Raw genomic sequence first — 21707 nt, forward strand, 5'->3', positions numbered from 1 at the left:
CATGATGCGGCCGCGGATTCTGGGGCGAGTGTGCGGAGATCGCTTCGTGCGGCCGGGCTCGTCGTCGGAGGCGCCGATGCCCCGGTGGGATGTTCCCTCGCCGAGGCGGCGCGGCTCGATGATTGCGTGGGTCGTTTCCTGCCCTGAGCCCGAGTCGCCGTAGTCGCGATACGCGCCTGCGTGGTGGCGGAACGATCGGGCAAGGACGCCGACCAGCGACGTTCGCTCGGTGAGTGGTCAGGCCGGGTCGCGCGCGGGCACGGTGAGCATCGCGACGAGCATGTCGGCGATCTCGGCGGTGTCGGTGTCGAGGTGCGGGGTGCGGCTGCCGTCCTGGAGTGCGCGTTCGTAGTCGGCGATCAGGGCGAACAGCACGGTGGTCATGGTTTCCATGCGCTGGCGGCGGTGGCGGGGCGGCAGTTGCGGGAGGGCGGCGTCGAGGCGGGTGGCGATGATGCGGACCGCGGCGCGGTCGGCGCCCGCGAGGCGGCGGGCGTCGGCGATGACGGGGTGGGTGCGGATGACTTCGAGGAATCGTCCGTAGTGGCTGGCGCGGTCTTGTCCGACGAGTTCGAGCATGGGGCCGACCAGCATGCCGACCAGTGCGTGCGGATCGGTGCCGGTGCCGTCGGCTTCGTGGGCGGCGAGCATTTCCATGCGGCGCTGTTCGAGCAGGTTCATTCTGCGCTCGACGATGGCTTCGACGAGTCCGTTGCGGGAGTCGAAGTAGTAGTGCACGGCGGAGTTGTTGCGCTGGCCCGCGGCGGCGGCGATGTCGCGCAGCGGGACGTCGACGCCGCGTTCGGCGATGAGCCGCTCCCCCGCGGCGAGGAGGGCGGCGCGCGAGTCCTCGGCTTGCATGGACACCCACTGTACTGAACCCGAGTCTTGACCTTGTTAAGCACGAGTGATTAATTGGCTGGGAGATGTGTGCCGTGGGCGCGCCGCGTCCACCGACGACCCGTTGCCCGGCAACGACCGAGCAGGAAGGCTGATCCCATGCGGTTCACCTACGCGGAGACGATGACCGACCCGTCCTACTACGTGCCTTTGGCGCAAGCCGCCGAGGCGGCCGGGTACACGTCGATGGCGGTGGCCGACAGCGTCGCCTATCCGCGCGACTCCGACGCCACCTACCCCTACACCCCGGACGGCAGCCGGGAGTTCCTCGAGGACAAGCCGTTCATCGAGGCGTTCGTGCTGTCGGCGGCGATGGCGGCCGTGACGACCACGCTGCGGTTCACCCCGTTCGTGCTGAAGCTGCCGATCCGCCCGCCGGTGCTGGTGGCCAAGCAGGCGGCCTCGGTGGCGGCGCTGAGCGGCAATCGGTTCGGCCTCGGCGTCGGGATCAGCCCGTGGCCGGACGACTTCGAGATCATGGACGTGCCGTTCGAGAAGCGCGGCGCGCGCATGGACGAGTGCGTCGACATCGTGCGCGGGCTCACCGCGGGCGGCTATTTCGAGTACCACGGCGAGTTCTACGACCTGCCGCCGATCAAGATCAATCCGGTGCCCACCGAGCCGATCCCGATCCTGATCGGCGGGCACAGCGGTCCGGCCCTACGGCGTGCCGCCCAGCGCGGCGACGGCTGGATGCACGCGGGCGGCGATCCCGCCGAGCTCGACCGGCTGCTGGCGAAGCTGGACAAGCTGCGTGCCGAGTACGGGACGCGCAAGGACTTCGAGGTGCACGTCATCTCGCTGGACGGTTTCACCGTCGACGGCGTGAAGCGCTTGGAGGACAAGGGCGTCACCGATGTCATCGTGGGTTTCCGCAATCCGTACACCCGTGACCAGGACACCGAGAGCCTGGACACGAAGATCGCGAACCTGTCCCGGTTCGCCGAACACGTCGTCGCGCGCACCGCGTCCTGAGGGGCATACCGTGGTGCGGTGAGCGTCGCGGAGCGGGTGGGTGAGTCGCTGGGTGTCGCCGTCCGTGCGGTGACCGATCTCGGGTCGGGTCACGGATGGACGCTGCACCGCGCGGAGCTGGCCGACGGTCGCGCCGTGTTCGTCAAGGCCGCGGCGGACCGGGCTGGGGTGTTCGCGGCGGAGGCGGCGGGTCTGCGCTGGCTGGGTGCAGGGAATTCCGCGCTGGTTCCGCCGGTGCTGGCGGCCGAGGACGGCATGCTGGTGCTGCCGTGGTTGCCGGATGCCGCGCCCTCCCCTGCCGCGGCGGACCGCTTCGGGCGGGATCTCGCACTGCTGCACGCGGATTCGCCGGATGTGTTCGGTGCGCCGTGGCCCGGCTGGATCGCGGAGCTTCCGCTGGACAACACACCGGGCAAGGGGCCGTGGGCGCGCTGGTACGCCGAGCGCAGGCTGCGGCCGTTCGTGTCGCGCACCGCGGAGGTGCTGGGTGCGGAGGGTGTGCGGCTGCTGGAGCGGGTGATGGATGCGATCGAGGAGCTGGCGGGCCCGCCCGAGCCGCCCGCCCGTATTCACGGTGATCTGTGGTCGGGCAACCTGCGCTGGACCGGCGAGCGCGTGATGCTGATCGATCCGGCCGCGCACGGTGGGCACCGGGAGACCGATCTGGCCATGCTCGCGCTCTTCGGCGCACCGCACCTGGACCGCGTCCTGGCTGCCTACGAGCAGACCCGCCCGTTGGCGGCGGGCTGGCGGTCCCGTGTCCCGCTGCACCAGCTGCATCCACTGCTCGTGCACGTCGCGCTGTTCGGCGCGGGGTACCGGGCACAGACTCTCGCCGCCGCTCGCGCGGCGCTGTCGGGGTGAGGGAGCGCCCGCGCCTCAGGAAGCCAACGCCGCCAGGTGTTTTCGGGTCTCGGCGTCGGCGGGGAAGAACGATTCGATGGCCAGTTCGGCGACCGTGACGTTCATCGGTGTGCCGAAAACCGTGGTGACGGACAGCAACGACAGTTCCTGGCCTTCGTGGCGCAACCGCAGCGGCACGGCGGCCTGATCCGGTTCCGGAAGTGCGACCTCGGTTTCGCCGCCCGGGTAGGCGCGCAACTCCTCGCGCAACGCGATCAGTTCCGGTGCGCCGGTGACCTCGATCTGCCGGGACAACCGGGCGAACAGGTGCCCGCGCCATTCGGCGAGGTTGACGATCCGCGGCGCGAGGCCACCGGGGTGCAGGCTCAGCCGCAGCACGTTCACCGGCGCGGTCAGTAGCCGTGTGTCGATGCCGGTGAGCATCACGGCCACACCGGCATTGGCGTCGACCATGTTCCAGCTCCGGTCGATGGCCAGCGCCGGGTAGGGCTCGTGGCCGACGAGGATCTGCCGCATCGCCTGCCGCACGGCGTCCATCTCGGGGGTGTCCATGGTCGGTTCGGCGTACGCGGGCGCGTAGCCGGCGGCCAGCAGAAGGCGGTTGCGTTCCCGCAGCGGAATGTCGAGGTGGTCGCACAGATGCGCGAGCATCGCCCGGCTGGGGGTGGCGCGACCGGTCTCGATGAAACTGAGGTGGCGGGCGGAGGTTTCGGCGCGACCGGCGAGCTCGAGCTGGCTCAATCGCCGCTCGAGACGCCAGTGCCGCAGCAGATTGCCCGCCGTCGGAGTACTCACCCCGCCGATCCTACGAATCCGGCGGGCGTCGCACGATTACCCCGCGGGTAATGGCCGCGCGTCCCGGACCTAGAGCGCGGTGCCGCGGAGGGTGCGGTCGGCCGCCAGGTACGCCCGCGACACGGCCGAGGTCATGATGTCGAGCAGATCGACGACGAGCGAGCAGTCGAGTACCGGCTCCGCACCGTCGCGCAGCTGCGCGAGCCCGGATTTCACGCCTTCGTGGACCGCGTGCTGGACCTCGTCGATCGGCACGCCGTCCAGCGCCCACAGGGTGGTGTGGCGTTCGAGGGTGCGCAGCATGCCGTCCAGCGACGTGTCGGCGTCTTCCACCAATGCCAGGGCGAGATCCAGGCCCATGCGGATCGCCGTGCCGAAATCCCGCACCGGAGCCGGCGTGCCGTCGTCCTCGGCGTCGTTGGGGCCCATGTGGATTCCGCTTCCTCCCGATGTGCCCCCACGGTATCGACCGGCAACCACCGGAAGCGATACGGTGGCGCGAATTCGGCAAACACCCCCGGCCGAGGATCTGGTCATTGTGACCAACCCCAAACCCGGCGGCTCCGGTTGCTATCCGATCGTCTCGCGTCGCCGCCGGGCAACGGTCGAGCACCCGCCGGTTCGCCGCAGCGGTCCGGACCGATCAGATCGGCTGGAAACCCGCGCCCACCTCTCCGCGCGCATCCAGGTCGGCCACCACCGCACGAATGTCGGTACCCACTTCCGGGCCGAAGCAACCCACCCCGAGATAGGCGTTCACCATGCCGACGAGGGTGGAGCCGACCAGCACCGGTGCGCCGGAGTCGCCTTCCAGCACGCACAGCTGGGTCCAGGTGTCGGTCGCCGCGCCGAGGGCGCCCCATGTGACGCCGCAGGTGGTTCCGGTGGTGCGGCCCTTCTTGCAGACGACCGTCGGGAACTGAGCGGGCGCACCGAGACCGGTGATCGCGATATCACCCAGCTGCCGTACCGGCGTGACGCGCTCGGCGGCGAACTCGATGATCGCGTAGTCCAGGACGGGGTCGGAGTGGGCGAACCGGCCGACGACGCCGTAGTTGGGCTCGGATTCGGCCAGCACCGACGCACCCGCCTCACCGCAGTGCCCGGCGGTGAGGCCGACCAGCCGTCCGGCGCGGTCGTGCCCGATGGCGGTGAGCGTGCACTCGGCCAGATTGCCGACGACGATGCCCGAGCCACCGCCGAGCACCGGCGGATCGGCCGCGGTCGCCGTGCCCGCGACCGGCGCGAGAAATACCGTCGCCGCGATCGCGAACGCGGATGCGCCGCGCACCGCGGCGGTGCGCCGTCGGGTGCCGCCGCGACCTGCCGGTAGCCGACTCATCGAAGCTCCTCTCCGCGGGTCGGCAGCCGAACACGCCGCCGACGGTCCTTGGTTCTGATGAGGACTACCGCGAACCAGCGAGGGCAAACAACACCGAGGTCCGGCAGGCTTCCTTCGATATCTCGGCTCATCTACGCTGTGGGTGGGTTTGTGTCGAAGACAACCCCCGGGAGTGGCCGTGCGGAGAGATCGGCGGAGAATTCCGGGTCTCGCGGCGCTGCTGGCCGCGGGACTGCTCGTCGGCGGCTGCGTCGACGCCCCCGCACCCGAGACACCCCCCATCACCTCCGCCGCCATGCCGAACCAGGTCGCCGGGGTGACGATCCCCGACGGACAGATCGATGCTGCGGTCGACCGCCTCGACGGGCTCGTCGACAGCCTGTTGCAATCCTCGCGGATCCCCGGACTCGCGGTCGCCGTCGTGCATAGCGGAAAAGTGGTGTACCGCAAAGGTTTCGGCGTGCGTTCCGTGGACTCCGACGCCAAGGTGGGCCCGGAGACGGTGTTCCAGCTGGCGTCGGTGTCGAAGTCCCTCGCCGCGACCGTCGTAGCCCGGCAGGTCGCCACGGGCGCGGTCCAATGGGATACGCCGGTGCACCGGCTCATGCCCTCGTTCGCGCTGAACGATCCCTACGTCACCGACAAAGTCACCGTCGGCGACCTCTTCGCGCACCGGTCCGGCCTCCCCGATCACGCAGGCGACCTGCTCGAAGACCTCGGCTACGACCGCGACCAGGTCCTGGAACGCCTGCGGCAATTGCCGCTGGAACCGTTCCGAGACTCCTACGCCTACACCAACTTCGGCCTCACTGCCGCCGCCGTCGCGGTCGCCACCGCCGCGGGCGACGACTGGGAATCGTTGTCGGACAAGGAGATCTACCGGCCGCTCGGCATGAGCTCGACGAGCTCGCGCTACAGCGACTTCCGCGCCCGCGCCGATCGCGCCGATGGACACGTGCTGGTCAACGGCGCGTACCGGGTCGCCGATCCGCCCCGGCAGCCCGACGCCCAGTCCCCCGCGGGCGGGGTGAGTTCGTCGGTGGACGATCTGACCAAATGGATGACGATGGTCCTCGCCGACGGAGCCGTCGACGGTCGGCCACACCTCGCACCCGACGCGCTGCAACCGGCCGTGTCACCGCAAGCGGTCTCGGCGCCGCCCAAGACCTTCGACTCGCGCGCAGGCTTCTATGGATACGGCTTCAACGTGGGGGTCTCCCCGGCGGGACGGGTGGTACTCGGCCATTCGGGCGCTTTCGATCTCGGCGCCGCGACCGCGTTCACCCTCATCCCCTCCGCTGACGTCGGCATCGTGACACTCACCAACGCCGCGCCCATCGGGGTGCCGGAAACGCTCAACGCGGAATTCGCCGACCTCGTCCAGTTCGGCACCATCCGCGAAGACTGGCGTGCGCTCTACCGCGAGGCGTTCGCCCCGCTCAGCGCACCGGGCGGCAGCCTGGCAGGCGCGAAGCCACCCGCCCAGCCCGCGCCCCCGCAGCCGCTGCCCTCCTACGCGGGCCGCTACGACAACCCCTACTACGGTCCGGCCACGGTCACCGTCGAGGACGATTCGCTCACCCTCGCCCTCGGGCCCGAGGACATGCGTTTCCCGTTGCGCCACTGGGACGGTGACACGTTCGTGTTCACCCCCAGCGGCGAGAACGCCACCACGGGCTCGGTCTCGCGCGCCACGTTCGCCGGGAACGCCCTGACCCTCGAGTACTTCGACGCCGAGGGGCTCGGCACCTTCACCCGCGGCTGACGCGATTCACCTGGTGCGGTCGAACACGCCGCGCAGATACGCCGCCTGGCCGGCGTGCTGCAGGTCGTCGGAGATCACGCTCACCAGGCGCACGGCGAGTGTGACCGGCGGGTCCCAGCGAATGTCGACCACCCTCGCCAGGTCCTTGTCGGACAGGTCCCGCACGAAGTCGAGGGTCTGTTCGTGGACGGCGTCGTAGTAGCCGGACAGCAGTTCGGCCGGGGCGCGGACCAGCGCTACGTCGTCGGGGCCGTCGCCGTAACCGGTCGCCCGTTCATCGAAGGGCAGCCCGAAGCGGCCGTACCAGCCCTGCGCGGTCCACACCTGCTCGGTGTGCGCCACCTCCGCGAGGTGATCGTCCTGCACGCGGGTCAGATGCCAGATCAACCAGGCGATCGTGTTGGCGCCCGGATCGATCCGGAAAGTCAGCGCGTCCTCGCCGAGTCCGTCGACGGCCTCGTGCACCACCTCCCTGACCCGCTCGTACCCGTCGGTGAGCAGCTGTGCGCTCGTCATCGCCACCGCCTCCCTGCGTCGTCGATGTGCTGCGTCCTGGAAAACCTAGTCCTGGAAAACCTACCCACTACCGCGCCCGCTACGCCGCGGTGTCACAGCGGCGCGCACACCGGCGATATGCACTGCACCCCGCCGAACCAGATCATCCCCCGCACGACCGGAGCCCCTCGTTTGCATCGACGCACCCAGTGAGGACACCGTGACGTCATCCGAGTTCCCGCACCTCGGACCTCGCCTCGACGATATCGACCAGCTGCGCAATCAGGCACGGCTGTCGGTCCGCCGCCGTGACGCCATGGGCGCGGTGCGCGATCTGCACCGGGCCGAAGCCATCGCCGAAGAACTGGCACGCGACGCCGAGCGACGGCTACCGCGGCATGCTGCGGTGCTGGAGGTGCTGGTGCGCGTCATCGAGCTGGAAGCCGAGATCGCCCGCGGTATCGACAGCGGCGCCCTCGGCGACGTCAGCGCGTTGAGCGAGGCGCTGATCAGATTCAGCGTGCGGTTGTGCGTGCATGGCAACCCGGGCGTCAGCGGCCAGTGCGGGCCCGAGTGCCGATGAATGCGCGAACCTGTCCGAGCCGACCCTGCAATCCGGCCCGGACAACGCGCCTCAGGCGCCGTGACGCCTGCGTTGTGCGTCCTCGGCGATGAGGCGCAGGCAGGTCTCGTGCGCGGTCTCTGCGGGATACCGTTCGTTGCGCAGCCGCAGCATCGCCTGCGCCACATCGATGCCCAGCACGCTCGACAGCCGCACGGCATCGACCTTCGACATGTGATTCCTCCGTTTGAACTCTGTTGAAAAGCGAATGATCCGACCATGACGTACCCGAACAACAGCCCACCGAACCCTCGGAGATCCTGCCGCGCCCGCAAACTCGGCCCACAACCGCCCCCGGCAAATCCGCCGCACACGGTCTCGCCCGCTCGTTTCGCACTGCCCTGACCCGCCGGCTGCCACCATGGATGCCATGGGCGACATCCGGATCGGCACCTCGGGATGGGTGTACCCGCCGTGGCGCGGCGTGTTCTATCCGCCGGGGCTGACCCAGCGGCTCGAGCTCGCCTACCTCGCCGAGCGACTGAACAGCGTCGAAATCAATGGATCGTTCTACGCGCTGCAGCGACCATCGAGCTATATGCGTTGGGCCGCACAGACACCCGAGGACTTCGTGTTCGCCGTGAAAGGCAGCCGCTTCATCACTCACATGAAGCGGCTGCGCGACGGCGACACGCTGCTGGCGAACTTCCTCGCCTCCGGCGTTCTCGCGCTCGGCCCCAAGCTCGGCCCGATCCTGTGGCAGCTGCCACCGACCATGCCGTTCGACCCGGAGCTGCTCGCCGAATTCTTCGCCCACCTGCCGAGCAGCACCGCGCACGCCGCCGAGATCGCGGGCCGTCACGATCACCGCGTCGACCCCGCCCACACCACCGCCGACGCGGATCGCCCGGTGCGCCACGCGCTCGAGATCCGGCACCCCAGCTTCGTCACACCGGAGTTCCCCGCATTGCTGCGCGAACACGGCATCGCACTGGTCGTCGCGGACGCGGCGGGAAAGTATCCGCTGCTGGAGGACGTCACCGCGGACTTCGTCTACGTGCGGTTGCACGGGCACGACGAGCTCTACGTCAGCGGGTACACCGACGCCGGGCTGGACATGTGGGCCGAGAAGATCCGGGCGTGGGCCCGCGGCGGGGACGTGTACACCTACTTCGACAACGACGCGAAAGTAATGGCGCCGCGGGACGCGCTCGCCCTGCGCGCCCGGCTCGCCGACGCGATCCAGGCCGGATGAGCGCCGTGATGGCATCGCGTGCAGCGCCGCAGTGGGCGCGGCGGTGCATCGATTGCCGAAAAGCGCTCCGCGCGTGGGCATTCGCGGGCTGGTAACCAAGCTCACCATTCGGTGGCCGCGGCCCGTGCTAGCGTCGAGGACAAGGCCCGTGGCGGGCCTCCGGACGAGGGCTCAGTACCCGGACAGCGACAAGACTGACCATGGAGGTCAGTCGTGGCTTGGATCGTTCTGCTACTCGCCGGGGTGCTGGAAGCCGTGTGGGCCACCGCCCTCGCCGAATCCCGCGGTTTCCGGCGTCTCGTTCCCACCCTCGTATTCGCGGCGGCGCTCGTCGCCAGCATGCTCGGCCTCGCGTTCGCCATGAGCAACCTGCCCACCGGCACCGCCTACGCGGTGTGGGTCGGCATCGGCGCGGTGCTCACGGCGGTGTGGGCCGTGGTCACCGGTAAAGAGCGGGCGAGCCTGGGCCGGGCGCTGCTGCTGTGCGGTCTGATCGGCTGCGTCGCGGGTCTGAAGGCGGTGAGCTGAGATGGCGTGGCCGGTCTTGATCGTCAGCGCGTTGTTCGAAGCCGTGTGGGCGACCGCGCTCGGCATGTCGGACGGGTTCTCGCGGCCGGTGCCCACCGCGGTGTTCGCAATCACCTTGGCGGCGAGCATGTTCGGGTTGGCGCTGGCCACCCGGCGGATACCGATCGGCGTGGCCTACGCCGTGTGGATCGGCATCGGCGCGGCTCTCACCGTCGGCTACGCCATGGTCAGCGGCGCCGAGACCGTCTCGGCGGGCAAAGTCGGATTCCTCGCAGGCGTCATCGCCTGTGTCATCGGCCTGAAGTTCGTGAAATCTCCTCCCGCGCACATCGAGACGCGCCCTCCGACCCGCGAGCGCGCCGACTAAGGTGCGGAATACACCGGCGTGGTGCGCACGGCGGTGCACATACGGAGGTGACCGATGAGCGAGCGAAGCATGTGCCAGCGCGCATTGCGCAACCCGGAGTCGAACGCCAGCGAGACGGAAGCATGAGCGAACGGAGTGAGCGAATCATGTGCCAGCGCGCATCGCGCATGCCGGAGCCGAGCGCCAGCGAGGTGAGGGCATGAGCGACGAACTCGTCCTGTGTTCGATCGACGGCGCGATCGCCACGCTGACGTTGAACCGGCCCGACAAGCTGAACGCGCTCAGCGCGGGCACCTTCGACCGATTGCGCACCCACCTGGAAACACTGGCCGCCGACGACGCCGTGCACGTCGTCGTGCTCACCGGTGCGGGCCGATCGTTCTGCGCGGGACACGATCTGGCCGCGCTGGCCGAGGGCGACGCGCTCGCACACCGGTTCCGGGAGTCGGAGACCATCGGGCTGCTCGAGGCCCTGCCGAAACCCACCATCGCCAAAATCCACGGTCACTGTTTCACCGGCGGTCTGGAGCTGGCCCTTGGCTGCGACCTGTTGGTGGCCTGCGAATCCGCGCAGCTCGGTGACACGCACAGTCAGTGGGGGCTGGTCCCGCTGTGGGGCATGTCGGTGCGGCTGCCCGAACGGGTCGGCATGTCCAAGGCCAAGGAGCTCAGCTTCACCGCACGCCGGCTGCCCGCCACCGAAGCGGCCGGTATCGGGCTGGTCGACCACTGCGTGCCCGACGCGGAGCTCGACGGTTTCGTCGCCGAGCTCGCCGCCCGCATCGCCGCGAACTCGCCCGGCTCGAACCGCATCTACAAGGCGCTCTACGCCAACACCCGATCGATGGACCGGGCCGCGGCGTTGCGCGCGGAAACCGAGATGACGTTCGGTTTCCCGGACGACGCCGCCGCGCGACTCGCCGGAGGTACCCGCGGCTGACCCCCGCACCCGGCACACTGTCGATATGGCAGCGCTGACCACTCGCCGCACCCACCCCAGACAGGTCGCCGTGTGCGGGCCCACCGCATGCACCCGCGCCGACGCCGCCAACGCCACGGAGGTCGGCAGACTGCTCGCCGCCGCAGGCGTCACCGTGCTGTGCGGCGGGGGCGAGGGGGTGATGGCCGCCGTCGCTGACGGCGCGTCGCGCGCGGGCGGACTGGTGATCGGGGTGCGGCCCGACCTCGACCGCGACGCGGCCTGTCCGGGGCTGTCCGCCGTGTTGTTCACGAACATGGGCGAGGCGCGCAACGCGATCCTGGTGCGTTCGGCCGACGCGGTGATCGTCATCGGCGGCTCGTGGGGCACCCTGTCCGAACTCGCGCTGGCCCGCCACCGTGGCGACATCCCAGTCGTCTCGCTCGGCGGCTGGCAGATCCTCGACGCCGCGGGCGAACCCCTGCAGGCCACGCTCACCGCGGCCGACCCCGCCGACGCCGTGCGGCTCGCGATCGGCTCGCGCAGAACCTGACACTCAGCGCGCGGCGGCGCGGGACAGATTCCAGCTCTGCCAGGTGTCCGCGGGCAGGTCGTCCCGAATCGGTGCGAGCACCTCGTCGCGCATCGGCTCGGGCAGCCGGTCCAGGGCGGGCACGATGTCGGGCGAGAGCGTGCTCAGATACTCGGTGTCGAGGGTCTTTCCGTCCACCCAGCGATCGATATTGCGCTCGGCGACCAGACGTTCCGGATTCAGCATCGCCAGCACCAGCACCGTCGCGAAGGCCGTGCCGACCGCGGCGCGCGGCAGCCACGCCCGGCGCAACCGGACCACGGCCGCGAGCACCAGCACGTAGATCAGCCCGAGCCACAGTTCGAAGACCTCCACCAGCAGGCGCAACACCGTGAACCCGTAGGCCTGCTGATAGGTCCACATGCGACCGAGCGCGGACGCGACGAGCACCAGCGACAGCGCGCTCACCGCGCCGAGCAGCACGCGCAACCACGCCCGGTCGCGCGCCGAATCCTGGGCCGCCCACCGCAGCACCGCGAGGATCACCGCCAGCGCCAGCATGGTGACGATGGACAGCTGCCAGAACCCGCTGCGCGCGTACTCCGCGTAGGTGAGACCCGCGGTCTGCTGCACGTAATCGTCGCCACCGAACAGCGCAGCGAACTGGGCGGCGACGAACGCGGCGAACAGCGCCGTCAGCGCGCCCACCGGCAGTGCCCACTCCCACCGGCTCACCGTGCGGCCCGAAACCGCTTCGCGCGGAGCCGAATCCGCAGGCATCGGCGGCCCTGCCAGCAGGAACATCGCGCTCGCGCATCCCAGCGCCACCACACCGAACGCCAGCGTCCACCGCACGAGCGACGCCACTTCCACGGCGGGAACCAACCGGTTCAACATCGAGCCGAACGTCGCGTCGGCGCTGCCGAGCAGCGGCGCGAACACCGCGAGCACCGCGACGGTCGCACCCACCGACAGCCCGGCCCGCCAGGTCCGCGCCGTTCGCACATCGCGCAGCCTGCGCACGCCGTCGGACACCCACCGCACCGCGGCCAACGTCTCCAGCGGCACCGCGATCGCGTCGTACCAGAGGCCGTGCACCGACCGGCGCGGCACCACGGCCAACGAGCCCGCGACAGCGGCGGCCAGCACACACAGCACGAACAACCACCCCGCCGCACGCACCGCACCCACCGCCAGCAGCGCCAGCGTGAGCGCGGTCCACCACACCCGGGCCGGATTCCGGCGCAGCAGCGCGCGAATCGAACGCTCGGACTTCGACTCGCTCGGCTCGACATCCCGGCGCGCACGGCGATCCACCTCGAACACCGCGCCCGCGGCGACCGCACCGGCGAGCACCCACCCGATACCGGGCCGATCCCACGGAATCGAGATCGCCGCGGCGACGCCTGCGACCCCCGCGGCGGGCAGCACGGCAGGCGGATAGCTGACCCTGCGCCACCTGGGTACCGGCGGCGGGCCGAATCGTTCGATGACGAAAGTCACTCCGCTACGCGGATTCGATGGAGCCGCAGAGTTTTTCGCGGCGGAGTCGGCGGTCTTCGTCAGCGTCGCGCCCGCCGCGGCGACGGTGGGGACGGCGTTCGGGTCCCATGGCCAGTCGGAGGAATCCGCGGAGGCGGACGAAGGGCTCGCGACCAGCTCGTGCGCATCGGTCGAGGCTTTGCCTGTGTCCGGGGACTTCGCGGATTCATCGGCGGTTTCGGATGTCTCGGGGCGAGAGTCGGTGGACGCGACCTCCGGCTCCGGCTGTCCGCGCCGCGACGACACCGCCGCGGCATCAGCAGCAATGCCGTCGGACGCCCCGCTGTTGTCGGGTGCCGCCTGCGTGGAAACCACAGCTTCAGCACCGGTTCCTGTGGCACCGCTTTCGGTCGCGCCGGTCGGCAAGTCGACGGATTCGGCGGCAGCGGCCGACTCGGGCCCCCGTGCCGTAGCGGGTTCGTTCGCTCCAGCCGAGGCTTTGCTGGTGGTCGGCGACTTGGCGGATTCGTGCGATGACGAATTCATCGAAGCGTTCCGTCCGGTCGGTTCTTTACTCATGATCCCCTCCGAATTCGGGTGTGCGTGATTACCTCGGGACCTCGTTGCGGTCCGGGTTGCGGTGTGTGTTCGTCGGTCGGGTCCGGCCCGTCAGGCGGCGGGCAGGACGACGCGGATGCGGGAGCCGGGGTCGGCCACGGCGATGGTGCCGCCGTGCAGTTCGACCAGCCAGCGGGAGATGGCGAGGCCGAGTCCGGTGCCGCCGCCGTTGGTTCGCCCGCCGCGGGTGAAGCGGTCGAAGACGGTGGCGCGTTCGGCGGGCGGAATGCCGGGGCCCTCGTCCTGGACATCGATGACGAGTTCGCCGTGCTGCGCGCGGGCGGTGATCCGCACCTCGCCGCCCGCCGGGCCGTGCCGCGCGGCGTTGTCGAGCAGGTTGATCAGCACTTGGTGCAGACGCGCACGGTCCGCATCGACGCATGCATTGCCCGGCCGGACTTCGGTGCTGAACCGCACGCCGCGGCCGAGGGCCGCCGCCATCACCTCGACCTCGGCGACCACCTCGGCGAGCAGCGGCGCGACCGGCACATCCTCTCGATCCAGCGCCAGCGCGCCCGCCTCGATGCTGGACAGGTCGAGCAGTTCGGAGACGAGCAGCCCGAGCCGTTCGGTTTGGGCGAGCGCGGTGCGCAGGGTGCGGGGATCGGGTTCGGACACACCGTCGACCAGGTTCTCCAGCACCGCGTGCAAAGCGGTGATCGGTGTGCGCAACTCGTGCGAGACGTTGGCGATGAGGTCGCGGCGCTGCTGGTCGACGGCGGCGAGATCGGCGGCCATCCGATTGAACGCCTCGGCCAGCTGACCCACCTCGTCGCGCGAACTGGCCCGCACCCTGCGGGTGTAGTCGCCCTGGGCCATGCGCTGGGCGGCCGCGGTCATTTCGCGCAGCGGCCTGGTGATGCCGTGCGCGAGAATCTGCGAGGTCACCAGGGCGATCAAGACCGCGGTCAGGGTGGTTCGCGGCGGCAGCCAGCCGATCTGGAACCGGAAGAACCCGAACGCGAGACCGCCCGACACCACCATCAGGATCGCCAGCTTCAGCTTGACCGAGCGCACCGGATCGAGCGGCCGCGGAAGCGCTTCGGCGACCACGTCGGCGAGGGCGCGGCAGCGGTGCATGGCGCGTTCGGATCGCGAGGCGCCGTCGGATCGCCGAACCGGCTTCGGCGAACCCGCCTGCGACGGCGGTGCTCCGGGATTCATCGCGTCTCCAAGGCGTACCCCACGCCGTGCACCGTGCGAATCAGATCCGCGCCGAGCTTGCGCCGCAAGGCCTTCACGTGGCTGTCGACCGCGCGGGTGCCCGCCGCGTCGGCCCAGTCCCACACCTCCTCGAGCAGACGTTCCCGCGCCAGCACCGCGCGCGGCCGCCGTGCCAGCCGGACGAGCAGCTCGAATTCGAGCGGGGTGAGCTTGGCTTCGGCCTCGCCGCGCCAGACGCGATGCTGTTCCAGATCGATGCGCAGATCACCGACGACGAGCGCGGCGCTCTCCCTATCGGTGGCGCGGTCGACCCGGCGCAGCAGCGCGTGCACCCGCGCCGCGAGGACGCGCAGGGAGAACGGCTTGGTCAGGTAGTCGTCCGCGCCGACGCCGAGTCCGATGAGCTGGTCGGTCTCGTCCGTCCGGGCGGTGAGCATCAGCACCGGCACCCCGCGCCCGGCCTGGATGCGCCTGCACACCTCGAGCCCGTCGAAGCCGGGCAGCATCACATCCAGCACCACCAGGTCGGGCTCGTTCGCCTCGGCCGCCGCCACCGCGCTCGGACCGTCGTGCGCCAGTTCGACGGTGAACCCTTCCGCGCGCAACCGCGCGGCAACGGATTCGGCGATGGTCACCTCGTCATCCACCACCAGAATCCGCCGCGCCGCGTGCCCGTTCGCCGCGACGGCGCGCTCGATATTCCGAAGCTCCATGCTCGGAACCCTAACCACCCGCTGTGGTGAGCAGCGGCGGCATTTGTGGAGATTCCGTGTGCGCCCCCACGACATGTTCGAAAATCGTTCGAACAGATTCTGTCCTTGCAGATGCGCTTACATCTGTTCTTGCATCTCACAGACCGCCGACCTAGGCTCTCCGATGATCGGGGCGATGCACCCGCCCAATCTCCCGGTCGAGCCCAATTCTGTGATACGTCAAGATGTTTCACGAACACGAGGACTCCACTATGGACAGCAATTCCCGGGGCACGGTGATCGTCGGCTTGGTCGTGGTGGCGCTCGTCGCCGTCATCATCGGACTGGTGGCAGCGCTCTGCGCCACCGCCGCGCGCGACCCGCTCCCGAAGGTCATTCTCATCGGCGGCGGGGCGTTCGCCTCCGCGGCGACCGTCGGAATCATGGGCCTGACGCTGCTACTCGGCTAGACATATCGCCGCCTCGGCTCCGGCCGTGCACGAACTGTCGACGGACTACGTCCGCTGATCCCGGACCGGGCGCGCCTCGTGATCGATGCCCTCGTGCTCCGCACCGCGGCGGAAACGCAGCAGCCGCAAGGCATTCGCCACGACGAGCAAGGTCGAGCCCTCGTGGATGAACACCGCGGGACCGATGGGCAGGCCGATCAGCGTCGCGGGCACCAGGGCGGCGAGGATGAGCAGCGCGAAGGTCAGGTTCTGCCGGATGATGCGTGCGGTGCGCCTGCTCAGGGCCACGGCGAAGGGCAGGCGGCCGATGTCGTCGACCATCCGCCGGGCGATGACGGGCGCGGCCTCGGCACGTCACGCGGCGGGCGGACTTCTGCGCCGTTCCCGCGCCGGGCAGCAGCGGCGCGAGATCGCGGGTGATGGCGGTGGTCAGTGGGTGGTCGCTGTAGGGCTCGACCGCGTGCACCGTCGCGATCAGCTCCGCGCGCGAGGCGGGATCGGCCGCTGCGCGGCGCGCGCCACTCCCGCTGTCGGCGAACGGTTCGGTGAGCGCGACCATGCCGACGACGAGCACGCCGAAGACGGCCGCCAGCACGGCGGGCAGGTAGAACAGCTGGAACCGGTCGATGAAACGCTGGGTCGGCGACTTCTGGGTGTCGGCCTCGCGGACCATGGTGATGACGCGCGCATAGAACGTCGTTACCCCGGGGACTCGCACGACACCTTGGCGCGGCCGGATCGCCGTGGGCGGGACCGGTGGCGAACCGGCCGACACCGAATCGTGTCCCCTTCGCGACGAACAGCCGCGTCCGGTCTCGGCATCGACACACTCGCTCCCGCCCGTCGCCGGGATCCGCCGGACGCCAGGGCGGCGTCACGCCGGGCACCAAACCCATTGGCAACCAGCCGTTTACCGCGTTCACGAGCACGCGTCGCCACCGGCGCGATCCCGCCGGACGATCTGCCGCAGCGACGCACTCACCGGCGCGAACGGCCGCCCCACGGCGAAATTTCATCTCGGCATCGCTCTCGGCAACCATGCCAACCCCCGCACCTGCGCGCGTAGCGTGACTGAACCGAGCGCAGTTTGCCAACACGATGCCGACGGCGGTCCCACGGAGGCGGTATGACCACTCACTCTCCCTACGCTGCAGCGGCGGACCTGCGGCACCAGTTCGCTGGATCGGTGCTGACACCCGATGATCACGGCTACGACGGGGCGCGAACGATCTTCAACGCGATGATCGACCGCAAGCCCGCCGTGATCGCGCAGTGCACCAACACCGCGGACGTGCGCGCCGCGCTGGCCTTCGCCGACCGGACGGGTCTGGAAGTGGCCGTGCGCGGCGGCGGCCACAGCGTCGCGGGCTCGAGCCTCACCGAAGGCGGACTGGTCGTCGACCTGCGCCGCATGCGCTCGATCACCATCGACTCGGATGCGCACACCGCCGTGGTCGAGGGCGGCGCCACCTGGTCGGACTTCGATCGCGCCTGCCAGCCGCACGGTCTCGGCACCACCGGCGGCCGGATGTCCAGCACCGGCGTGGCCGGGCTGACCCTGGGCGGCGGCTCCGGGTGGTTCGAGCGCAAGTTCGGATTGGCCTGCGACAGCCTGCTCTCCGTCGACCTCGTCACCGCCGACGGTGTCGAGATCCGGGCATCAGAAGACGAGCATCAGGACCTGTTCTGGGCGCTGCACGGCGGCGGCGGAAACTTCGGGGTGGCCACCCGCCTGACCTTCCGGCTGCACCCGCTGCCGGTGACCTCGCTGGCCCTGTTGTTCTGGGAAGCCGAGCGCGGACCGGAGGTCCTCGCCGCCTACCGCGGCCTCGTCGTCCCCGGCGTCACCGAAGACCTCGGCGGGGCGGTCATCTATCTGACCGGGCCGCCCGAAGAGTTCGTGCCCGCCGAACTCCAGGGCAAGCGGTCGGTGGCGTGCCTGGGTATCTACGCGGGCACCGCCGCCGAACTGCGCGACGTGCTCGCACCGATGCTGGCGCTGCAGCCGGACGGCGTGCTGCTCAACGAGATGCCCTACTGCGACATTCAGTGCGCGCTCGACGATCCGCCGGGCCTGCGCAACTACTGGTCCGGCGAACACCTCGTCGCCCTGCCGGACGAAGCGCTGCGACGGATCGACGAACAGGGCATGTCCATGCCCTGCCCCACGGCTTCGCAGTACCTGCTCTTGCCGTGGGGCGGCGCGGTGACGGCGGGCGCGCGGAACTGGCCGCAACCCCACCGGAACGCCGAGTGGGTGGTGCATCCGTTCGGTCTGTGGGAAGACGCCGCCGACGACGCCTACGGCATCTCCTGGGTCAGGAACACCATCGCCGCGATGCGGCCCTATTCCACCGGAGCGGTGTACCTCAATTTCATCGGCGACGAAGGCATGGACCGGGTGATCGCGGGCTACGGGCAGGAGAACTACGCCCGGCTCGCGGCGGTCAAGATGGAATACGACCCGCGCAACGTCTTCCACCTGTATCACAACATCCATCCCGCGGCCGCGGCTCGGCGCTCATGAATCCCGCAGCGCTGCAACGCATCCGGCCCACGGCGACACGGCCCGCCAGGGCTCGCGCCGTGCTCGCCGCGCTCGCCGCGGTCCTGATCGCCACCCTGTCGCCCGGGCACGCGTCCGCTGCCGAGCCCGCCGTACTCGGCGGCGGATCGGGCATCGTGCTCGGCATGAACGCGGCGTGCACGCTGACCACGATCGGATACGACAACGCCGGCCGCCTCGTCGGATTGACGGCCGGACACTGCACACAGCCCGGCATACCCGTGCGGGCCGAGCACGCGCCATGGGTGGGCCCCATCGGCACCGTGGTGTTGGTCGACCGGTACGACGACTACGCCGTCATCGAGTTCGACCGCGAACGCGTCGTGCCGCTGCGCAACGTCGGTGCGACCGTGATCGCCGACGTGGGCGGACCGCCCGCGCCGGGCACGATCGTCTGCAAGAACGGACGCACCTCCGGCCACGGCTGTGGCGTGGTGTGGGACCAGCACGAGTGGTGGTTCCGCAATCAGGTCTGCTCGCAACCGGGTGATTCCGGCGGGCCGGTCACGGTCGGTGATCGCCTGGTGGGCATGAACATCGGTCACGCGGGCGTCGCGGCGTTCGGGGTGACGGTGTTCGACGTGGCCTGTCAGCATCCTCAGGTGGCGGTGCACGATCCGGCAGTGGCGACGCAAATCGGCAAGGTGCTCCACGATATCGATCGGGCGGGCGGGCCCGGGGCCGGATTCGAGCCGTTCTGACCGATCCTCCGGCGTCCATCGCTCACCCCGATTTCGGCCGACGGGTACCGACGAAGAACTGGATACGGCCGGGATAGTTCTCGTGCGCTATATACCCACCGGAGCAGGTACCCGGTAGTGCAATTCCGATACCGGCGAGTGTATGGACTCGGCCGCTGTTCTCGATTTGGATCAGTTTGTCGGACGCCATCGAACGGGGAACCGGTATGACGATCCAGAACGACGTGCCCGCCCGGGAAATCACCCTCGCGGTCGCGGGGGACATCGTGACGGGCACCTTCGCGGTGACCGACCGATACGGACGACCGCTCTGCTACGGCCCGCTCGGACCGGACACTGGCGGTGAACGCGTCACGCCCGTGCTGGCCGCGGCCCTGCACGGCATCCGCCTCGCGGCCCGGGCACGGACCGCGGCCGGGGTCGCGCACGCGACGCTGCACCTGCGCGTCTCCTCCCGGCAGGTGGACGCGCGCAGGCTCACCGAGGCCGCCGCGGCCGGTGGACTCGGTCTGGACCTGGTCGTCGAGCCCGACAATCCCGCCCACGCCTGGTGTGCCCTCTACGGTCGGCGGGAATGGGATCCGGCCACCGTGGCCGAACTCGTCGAATACGTCGCGCGCCCGGCCGGGCCCGACCCGTGCGACGACAACCTCCCGCTACGCGACGCCCTCGAGCGCCTGCTGCGCGATCAGCCCGGCCTCGATACCCCCGACGCCCACGCGGTCGCCGCCCTCGTGCACCTCGCGGTCGACGCTCCGCCGAGCCCGCCCCAGGACGCGGCGGAATTCCTGCTGCGGCTCGACGCGGGCTGGCTCTACACCGCCTGGCAACACTACGACCTGGAACTTTCGCTGCTCGATACGCTCACCCGCGGTGCGAACCCGGCGCTGTCCTGGTACGAGCTCATGTTCACCACCGCCTTGGCGCCCTGGTCCGGCGCCGAAGCGGCCGTGCGCGCGCGAGGCTTGTTCGCGCACACGGCCGAGCCTCTCGCTGGAATGGCTCGAACACTCCCGCGCTCGTAGGATGTTGCTGCGCCGGAGGTGACCGTGCGCGCGCGTCGCCGCTTACCCGCAGGAGCCGAACGTGGACACCGGATCCTTCCCCTCCTACCTCCGCTACGTCGCGATCGGCGACAGCCAGACCGAGGGCATCGGAGATCCCGACGGCGCGGGCGGACACCGCGGCTGGGCCGACCGCTTCGCCGCACTGCTCGGCGCGGGCACGCCCGCCCTGCGCTACGCCAACCTCGCCATCCGCGGCCGCCGCGCCGCCCAGATCCGGTCCGAACAGCTCGCCCCCGCCGTGGCGCTGCGACCCGATCTCGTCAGCGTGATGGCGGGCATGAACGACATCATCCGTCCGCGCTTCGACCGCGCCGCCCTGCTCGACGACCTGCACGCCATGTTCGACGAGCTCACCGCCATCGGTGCCCGCGTGATCACCTTCACCTACCCCGACATCGGCGGCGTCGCGCCGTTCGTGCGGCCGCTGTCTCCGCGTGTGCGCGAGCTCAACGCCGAAATGCGCCGCCTCGCACGCCGATACGGGCTCACCCTGGTCGATTTCGAACCCGTCGCCGCCACCGCGCACCCACTGGTCTGGTCCGCCGACCGCCTGCACCTGAGCCCGCTCGGCCACGACCTCGTCGCCCGCGCCGTCGCCGACATCCTGACCCTGCCCGGCGCCGACGCGACCTGGCGCGACCCGCTGCCACCCGTACGGCGTGGCGTGGCCGAGACCGTGGTGGCCGAGTTGACCTGGACCACACAGCACATGCTCCCGTGGATCGCCCGCCGGGTGCGCGGCCGCTCGTCCGGCACCGGAGTCCAACCGAAACGGCCGGACTTGCTCCCGGCGCCGATCTGCCGCACGGACGAAGCCGACACACAAGCTGCCACACAGCTTTTCGGCCCCGCACACACGCTGTAGGCCCCGTGCGGCGCGCAAAGCGTCTGTGCGGAAGCTCCGTGGCCGAGAGCGGGGGCCGTCTGGCCGATGCCTACGACCGGCGGTAGTATGACCCGGTGCGTACACCGGCGATGGGAGCGGCGCGGCTGCGCGGCGCGTTCGTCGGATCGGCGTCGGGGGCCGTCAGCGTCGCCGCGCACGCGCTCGGCGGTGGTGTGGTCTCGCCGGAGCAGCCGTCGGTCGCCCTGCTGATCGGGGCCTGCGCGGCAGTGGGTGTGCTCGTGAGCTCCCTCCGGCTGCGCGCCGGGCTCCTCGAACTCATGGGGCTGCTGGCGTTCGGACAGGCCGTCGGGCACACCGCCCTGACGATGTCGCCGGGGCATCACCACGGATCGCACGCGACCACGGTGATGCTGCTCGCCCACCTTGCGGCGATTCCGGTGGGGGCGTTGCTGATTCGGGGCGCCGAGGCGGCGCTGGCCAAAGCGGCGTCCAGTGTGCGGCGTGCGGTGCGTTTCGTGGGCACGATGGGTGTACCGGCGCCGCCGCAGGTCGTGCTCGTCGCCCCGCGCGCTGTCGCCATCCCCCGGAAGCTGCTTCTCAGTTCCGGCATCGGGACCCGGGGGCCACCGGTTCACCGGTAGATCCCCACACCGCCACCGAGCACTCGGGCGTCGTATGTTCGTCGACGCGCCTGCCGCGGAACGGGATTCGCCACGTGCCTGCCGAACACGGCGACACGTCGAACCCGCACGGGCTCGCCCGTCATCCGAGGCATATACCGCCGCGCACGCACGGACGCAC

Annotated in this window: 24 protein-coding genes, 1 pseudogene and 1 riboswitch; of the genes and pseudogenes, 15 read left to right on the forward strand and 10 right to left on the reverse strand. The window is 70.2% G+C overall.

Annotated elements, in window-relative coordinates:
- Positions 1 to 237: 237 nt before the first annotated feature.
- Positions 238 to 861, reverse strand: a complete 624-nt coding sequence (locus NL1_RS03945; RefSeq protein WP_067834378.1) for a TetR/AcrR family transcriptional regulator — start codon at positions 859 to 861, stop codon at positions 238 to 240.
- A 138-nt stretch (positions 862 to 999) separates the two neighbouring features.
- On the opposite strand from NL1_RS03945, the gene NL1_RS03950 reads away from it, so the two are divergent.
- Together NL1_RS03950 and NL1_RS03955 are read left to right on the forward strand one after the other, a co-directional pair.
- Positions 1000 to 1875 carry a TIGR03619 family F420-dependent LLM class oxidoreductase gene (locus NL1_RS03950; RefSeq protein ID WP_067834379.1) on the forward strand — a complete coding sequence of 292 codons (876 nt, stop codon included), beginning with the start codon at positions 1000 to 1002 and terminating at the stop codon, positions 1873 to 1875.
- Between the two features lie 18 nt (positions 1876 to 1893).
- The gene (locus NL1_RS03955) at positions 1894 to 2739 is read left to right on the forward strand and encodes a fructosamine kinase family protein (RefSeq protein WP_067834381.1); all 846 of its coding nucleotides are present in this window, start codon (positions 1894 to 1896) and stop codon (positions 2737 to 2739) included.
- A gap of 15 nt (positions 2740 to 2754) precedes the next feature.
- Here the strand turns inward: NL1_RS03955 and NL1_RS03960 are convergent, their stop codons facing one another.
- The 3 genes from NL1_RS03960 to NL1_RS03970 form a co-directional block, all read right to left on the reverse strand.
- Complete coding sequence (locus NL1_RS03960; RefSeq protein ID WP_067834382.1) at positions 2755 to 3534, reverse strand: helix-turn-helix domain-containing protein; 780 nt, start codon at positions 3532 to 3534, stop codon at positions 2755 to 2757.
- Positions 3535 to 3603: 69 nt separating this feature from the next.
- Positions 3604 to 3963, reverse strand: a complete 360-nt coding sequence (locus NL1_RS03965; protein WP_067834384.1) for an RsbRD N-terminal domain-containing protein — start codon at positions 3961 to 3963, stop codon at positions 3604 to 3606.
- A 214-nt stretch (positions 3964 to 4177) separates the two neighbouring features.
- On the reverse strand, positions 4178 to 4876 hold the full coding sequence (locus NL1_RS03970) for a chymotrypsin family serine protease (RefSeq protein ID WP_067834386.1): 699 nt from the start codon (positions 4874 to 4876) through the stop codon (positions 4178 to 4180).
- Positions 4877 to 5054: 178 nt separating this feature from the next.
- Here NL1_RS03970 and NL1_RS03975 point away from each other — a divergent pair, with 178 nt between their 5' ends.
- Positions 5055 to 6641, forward strand: coding sequence for a serine hydrolase (locus tag NL1_RS03975; protein WP_067834432.1), 1587 nt, complete (start codon positions 5055 to 5057; stop codon positions 6639 to 6641).
- A gap of 6 nt (positions 6642 to 6647) precedes the next feature.
- On the opposite strand, the gene NL1_RS03980 is transcribed toward NL1_RS03975, so the two are convergent.
- Complete coding sequence (locus NL1_RS03980; RefSeq protein ID WP_067834388.1) at positions 6648 to 7157, reverse strand: mycothiol transferase; 510 nt, start codon at positions 7155 to 7157, stop codon at positions 6648 to 6650.
- A gap of 199 nt (positions 7158 to 7356) precedes the next feature.
- Between NL1_RS03980 and NL1_RS03985 the strand changes: the two genes are divergently transcribed.
- A complete protein-coding gene (locus NL1_RS03985) occupies positions 7357 to 7719 on the forward strand; it encodes a hypothetical protein (RefSeq protein WP_067834390.1) in 363 nt (120 codons plus the stop codon).
- A 51-nt stretch (positions 7720 to 7770) separates the two neighbouring features.
- Here the strand turns inward: NL1_RS03985 and NL1_RS37210 are convergent, their stop codons facing one another.
- Positions 7771 to 7932 carry a hypothetical protein gene (locus NL1_RS37210; protein ID WP_156094642.1) on the reverse strand — a complete coding sequence of 54 codons (162 nt, stop codon included), beginning with the start codon at positions 7930 to 7932 and terminating at the stop codon, positions 7771 to 7773.
- 196 nt (positions 7933 to 8128) lie between these two features.
- Here NL1_RS37210 and NL1_RS03990 point away from each other — a divergent pair, with 196 nt between their 5' ends.
- The 5 genes from NL1_RS03990 to NL1_RS04010 all read left to right on the forward strand — a co-directional run bounded on the left by NL1_RS03990 (position 8129) and on the right by NL1_RS04010 (position 11320).
- The gene (locus tag NL1_RS03990) at positions 8129 to 8953 is read left to right on the forward strand and encodes a DUF72 domain-containing protein (RefSeq protein ID WP_156094643.1); all 825 of its coding nucleotides are present in this window, start codon (positions 8129 to 8131) and stop codon (positions 8951 to 8953) included.
- Between the two features lie 139 nt (positions 8954 to 9092).
- Positions 9093 to 9156, forward strand: a riboswitch (guanidine-III (ykkC-III) riboswitch).
- 10 nt (positions 9157 to 9166) lie between these two features.
- Complete coding sequence (locus NL1_RS03995) at positions 9167 to 9481, forward strand: DMT family transporter (protein WP_067834394.1); 315 nt, start codon at positions 9167 to 9169, stop codon at positions 9479 to 9481.
- Between the two features lies 1 nt (position 9482).
- The gene (locus tag NL1_RS04000; protein WP_067834396.1) at positions 9483 to 9848 is read left to right on the forward strand and encodes a DMT family transporter; all 366 of its coding nucleotides are present in this window, start codon (positions 9483 to 9485) and stop codon (positions 9846 to 9848) included.
- A 199-nt stretch (positions 9849 to 10047) separates the two neighbouring features.
- Positions 10048 to 10788: an enoyl-CoA hydratase/isomerase family protein gene (locus NL1_RS04005; protein WP_067834398.1), complete on the forward strand. Its 741-nt coding sequence runs from the start codon at positions 10048 to 10050 to the stop codon at positions 10786 to 10788.
- Between the two features lie 25 nt (positions 10789 to 10813).
- Positions 10814 to 11320 (forward strand): SLOG cluster 4 domain-containing protein, encoded by a 507-nt coding sequence (locus NL1_RS04010; RefSeq protein ID WP_084510284.1) that lies wholly within the window; start codon positions 10814 to 10816, stop codon positions 11318 to 11320.
- A gap of 3 nt (positions 11321 to 11323) precedes the next feature.
- On the opposite strand, the gene NL1_RS38895 is transcribed toward NL1_RS04010, so the two are convergent.
- The 3 genes from NL1_RS38895 to NL1_RS04030 form a co-directional block, all read right to left on the reverse strand.
- Complete coding sequence (locus NL1_RS38895) at positions 11324 to 13156, reverse strand: DUF4153 domain-containing protein (protein WP_245673079.1); 1833 nt, start codon at positions 13154 to 13156, stop codon at positions 11324 to 11326.
- A 294-nt stretch (positions 13157 to 13450) separates the two neighbouring features.
- Entirely contained in the window at positions 13451 to 14479 is a 1029-nt protein-coding gene (locus NL1_RS04025; RefSeq protein ID WP_067834438.1) for a HAMP domain-containing sensor histidine kinase, read from the reverse strand.
- A gap of 80 nt (positions 14480 to 14559) precedes the next feature.
- Positions 14560 to 15276 (reverse strand): response regulator, encoded by a 717-nt coding sequence (locus tag NL1_RS04030; protein WP_156094645.1) that lies wholly within the window; start codon positions 15274 to 15276, stop codon positions 14560 to 14562.
- Between the two features lie 251 nt (positions 15277 to 15527).
- Here NL1_RS04030 and NL1_RS04035 point away from each other — a divergent pair, with 251 nt between their 5' ends.
- Positions 15528 to 15725 carry a hypothetical protein gene (locus NL1_RS04035; RefSeq protein WP_156094646.1) on the forward strand — a complete coding sequence of 66 codons (198 nt, stop codon included), beginning with the start codon at positions 15528 to 15530 and terminating at the stop codon, positions 15723 to 15725.
- A gap of 45 nt (positions 15726 to 15770) precedes the next feature.
- On the opposite strand, the pseudogene NL1_RS38070 reads toward NL1_RS04035, so the two are convergent.
- Positions 15771 to 16046, reverse strand: a pseudogene (locus NL1_RS38070) (heavy metal translocating P-type ATPase); the annotation flags it as partial.
- 805 nt (positions 16047 to 16851) lie between these two features.
- Here NL1_RS38070 and NL1_RS04045 point away from each other — a divergent pair.
- From NL1_RS04045 to NL1_RS04065, 5 genes are all read left to right on the forward strand, one after another.
- Positions 16852 to 18252, forward strand: coding sequence for an FAD-binding oxidoreductase (locus NL1_RS04045; RefSeq protein WP_067834406.1), 1401 nt, complete (start codon positions 16852 to 16854; stop codon positions 18250 to 18252).
- Complete coding sequence (locus NL1_RS04050; RefSeq protein WP_245673080.1) at positions 18249 to 18992, forward strand: S1 family peptidase; 744 nt, start codon at positions 18249 to 18251, stop codon at positions 18990 to 18992. Before NL1_RS04045 ends, NL1_RS04050 begins: the two co-directional genes overlap by 4 nt.
- Positions 18993 to 19198: 206 nt before the next feature.
- Positions 19199 to 20017, forward strand: a complete 819-nt coding sequence (locus NL1_RS04055) for a hypothetical protein (protein ID WP_084510286.1) — start codon at positions 19199 to 19201, stop codon at positions 20015 to 20017.
- Between the two features lie 61 nt (positions 20018 to 20078).
- The gene (locus NL1_RS04060) at positions 20079 to 20924 is read left to right on the forward strand and encodes an SGNH/GDSL hydrolase family protein (protein ID WP_067834408.1); all 846 of its coding nucleotides are present in this window, start codon (positions 20079 to 20081) and stop codon (positions 20922 to 20924) included.
- A gap of 95 nt (positions 20925 to 21019) precedes the next feature.
- The gene (locus tag NL1_RS04065; RefSeq protein WP_245673081.1) at positions 21020 to 21547 is read left to right on the forward strand and encodes a hypothetical protein; all 528 of its coding nucleotides are present in this window, start codon (positions 21020 to 21022) and stop codon (positions 21545 to 21547) included.
- Positions 21548 to 21707 lie beyond the last annotated feature (160 nt).

It is taken from the genome of Nocardia lijiangensis NBRC 108240, assembly GCF_001613045.1.
Lineage (GTDB): Bacteria > Actinomycetota > Actinomycetes > Mycobacteriales > Mycobacteriaceae > Nocardia > Nocardia lijiangensis.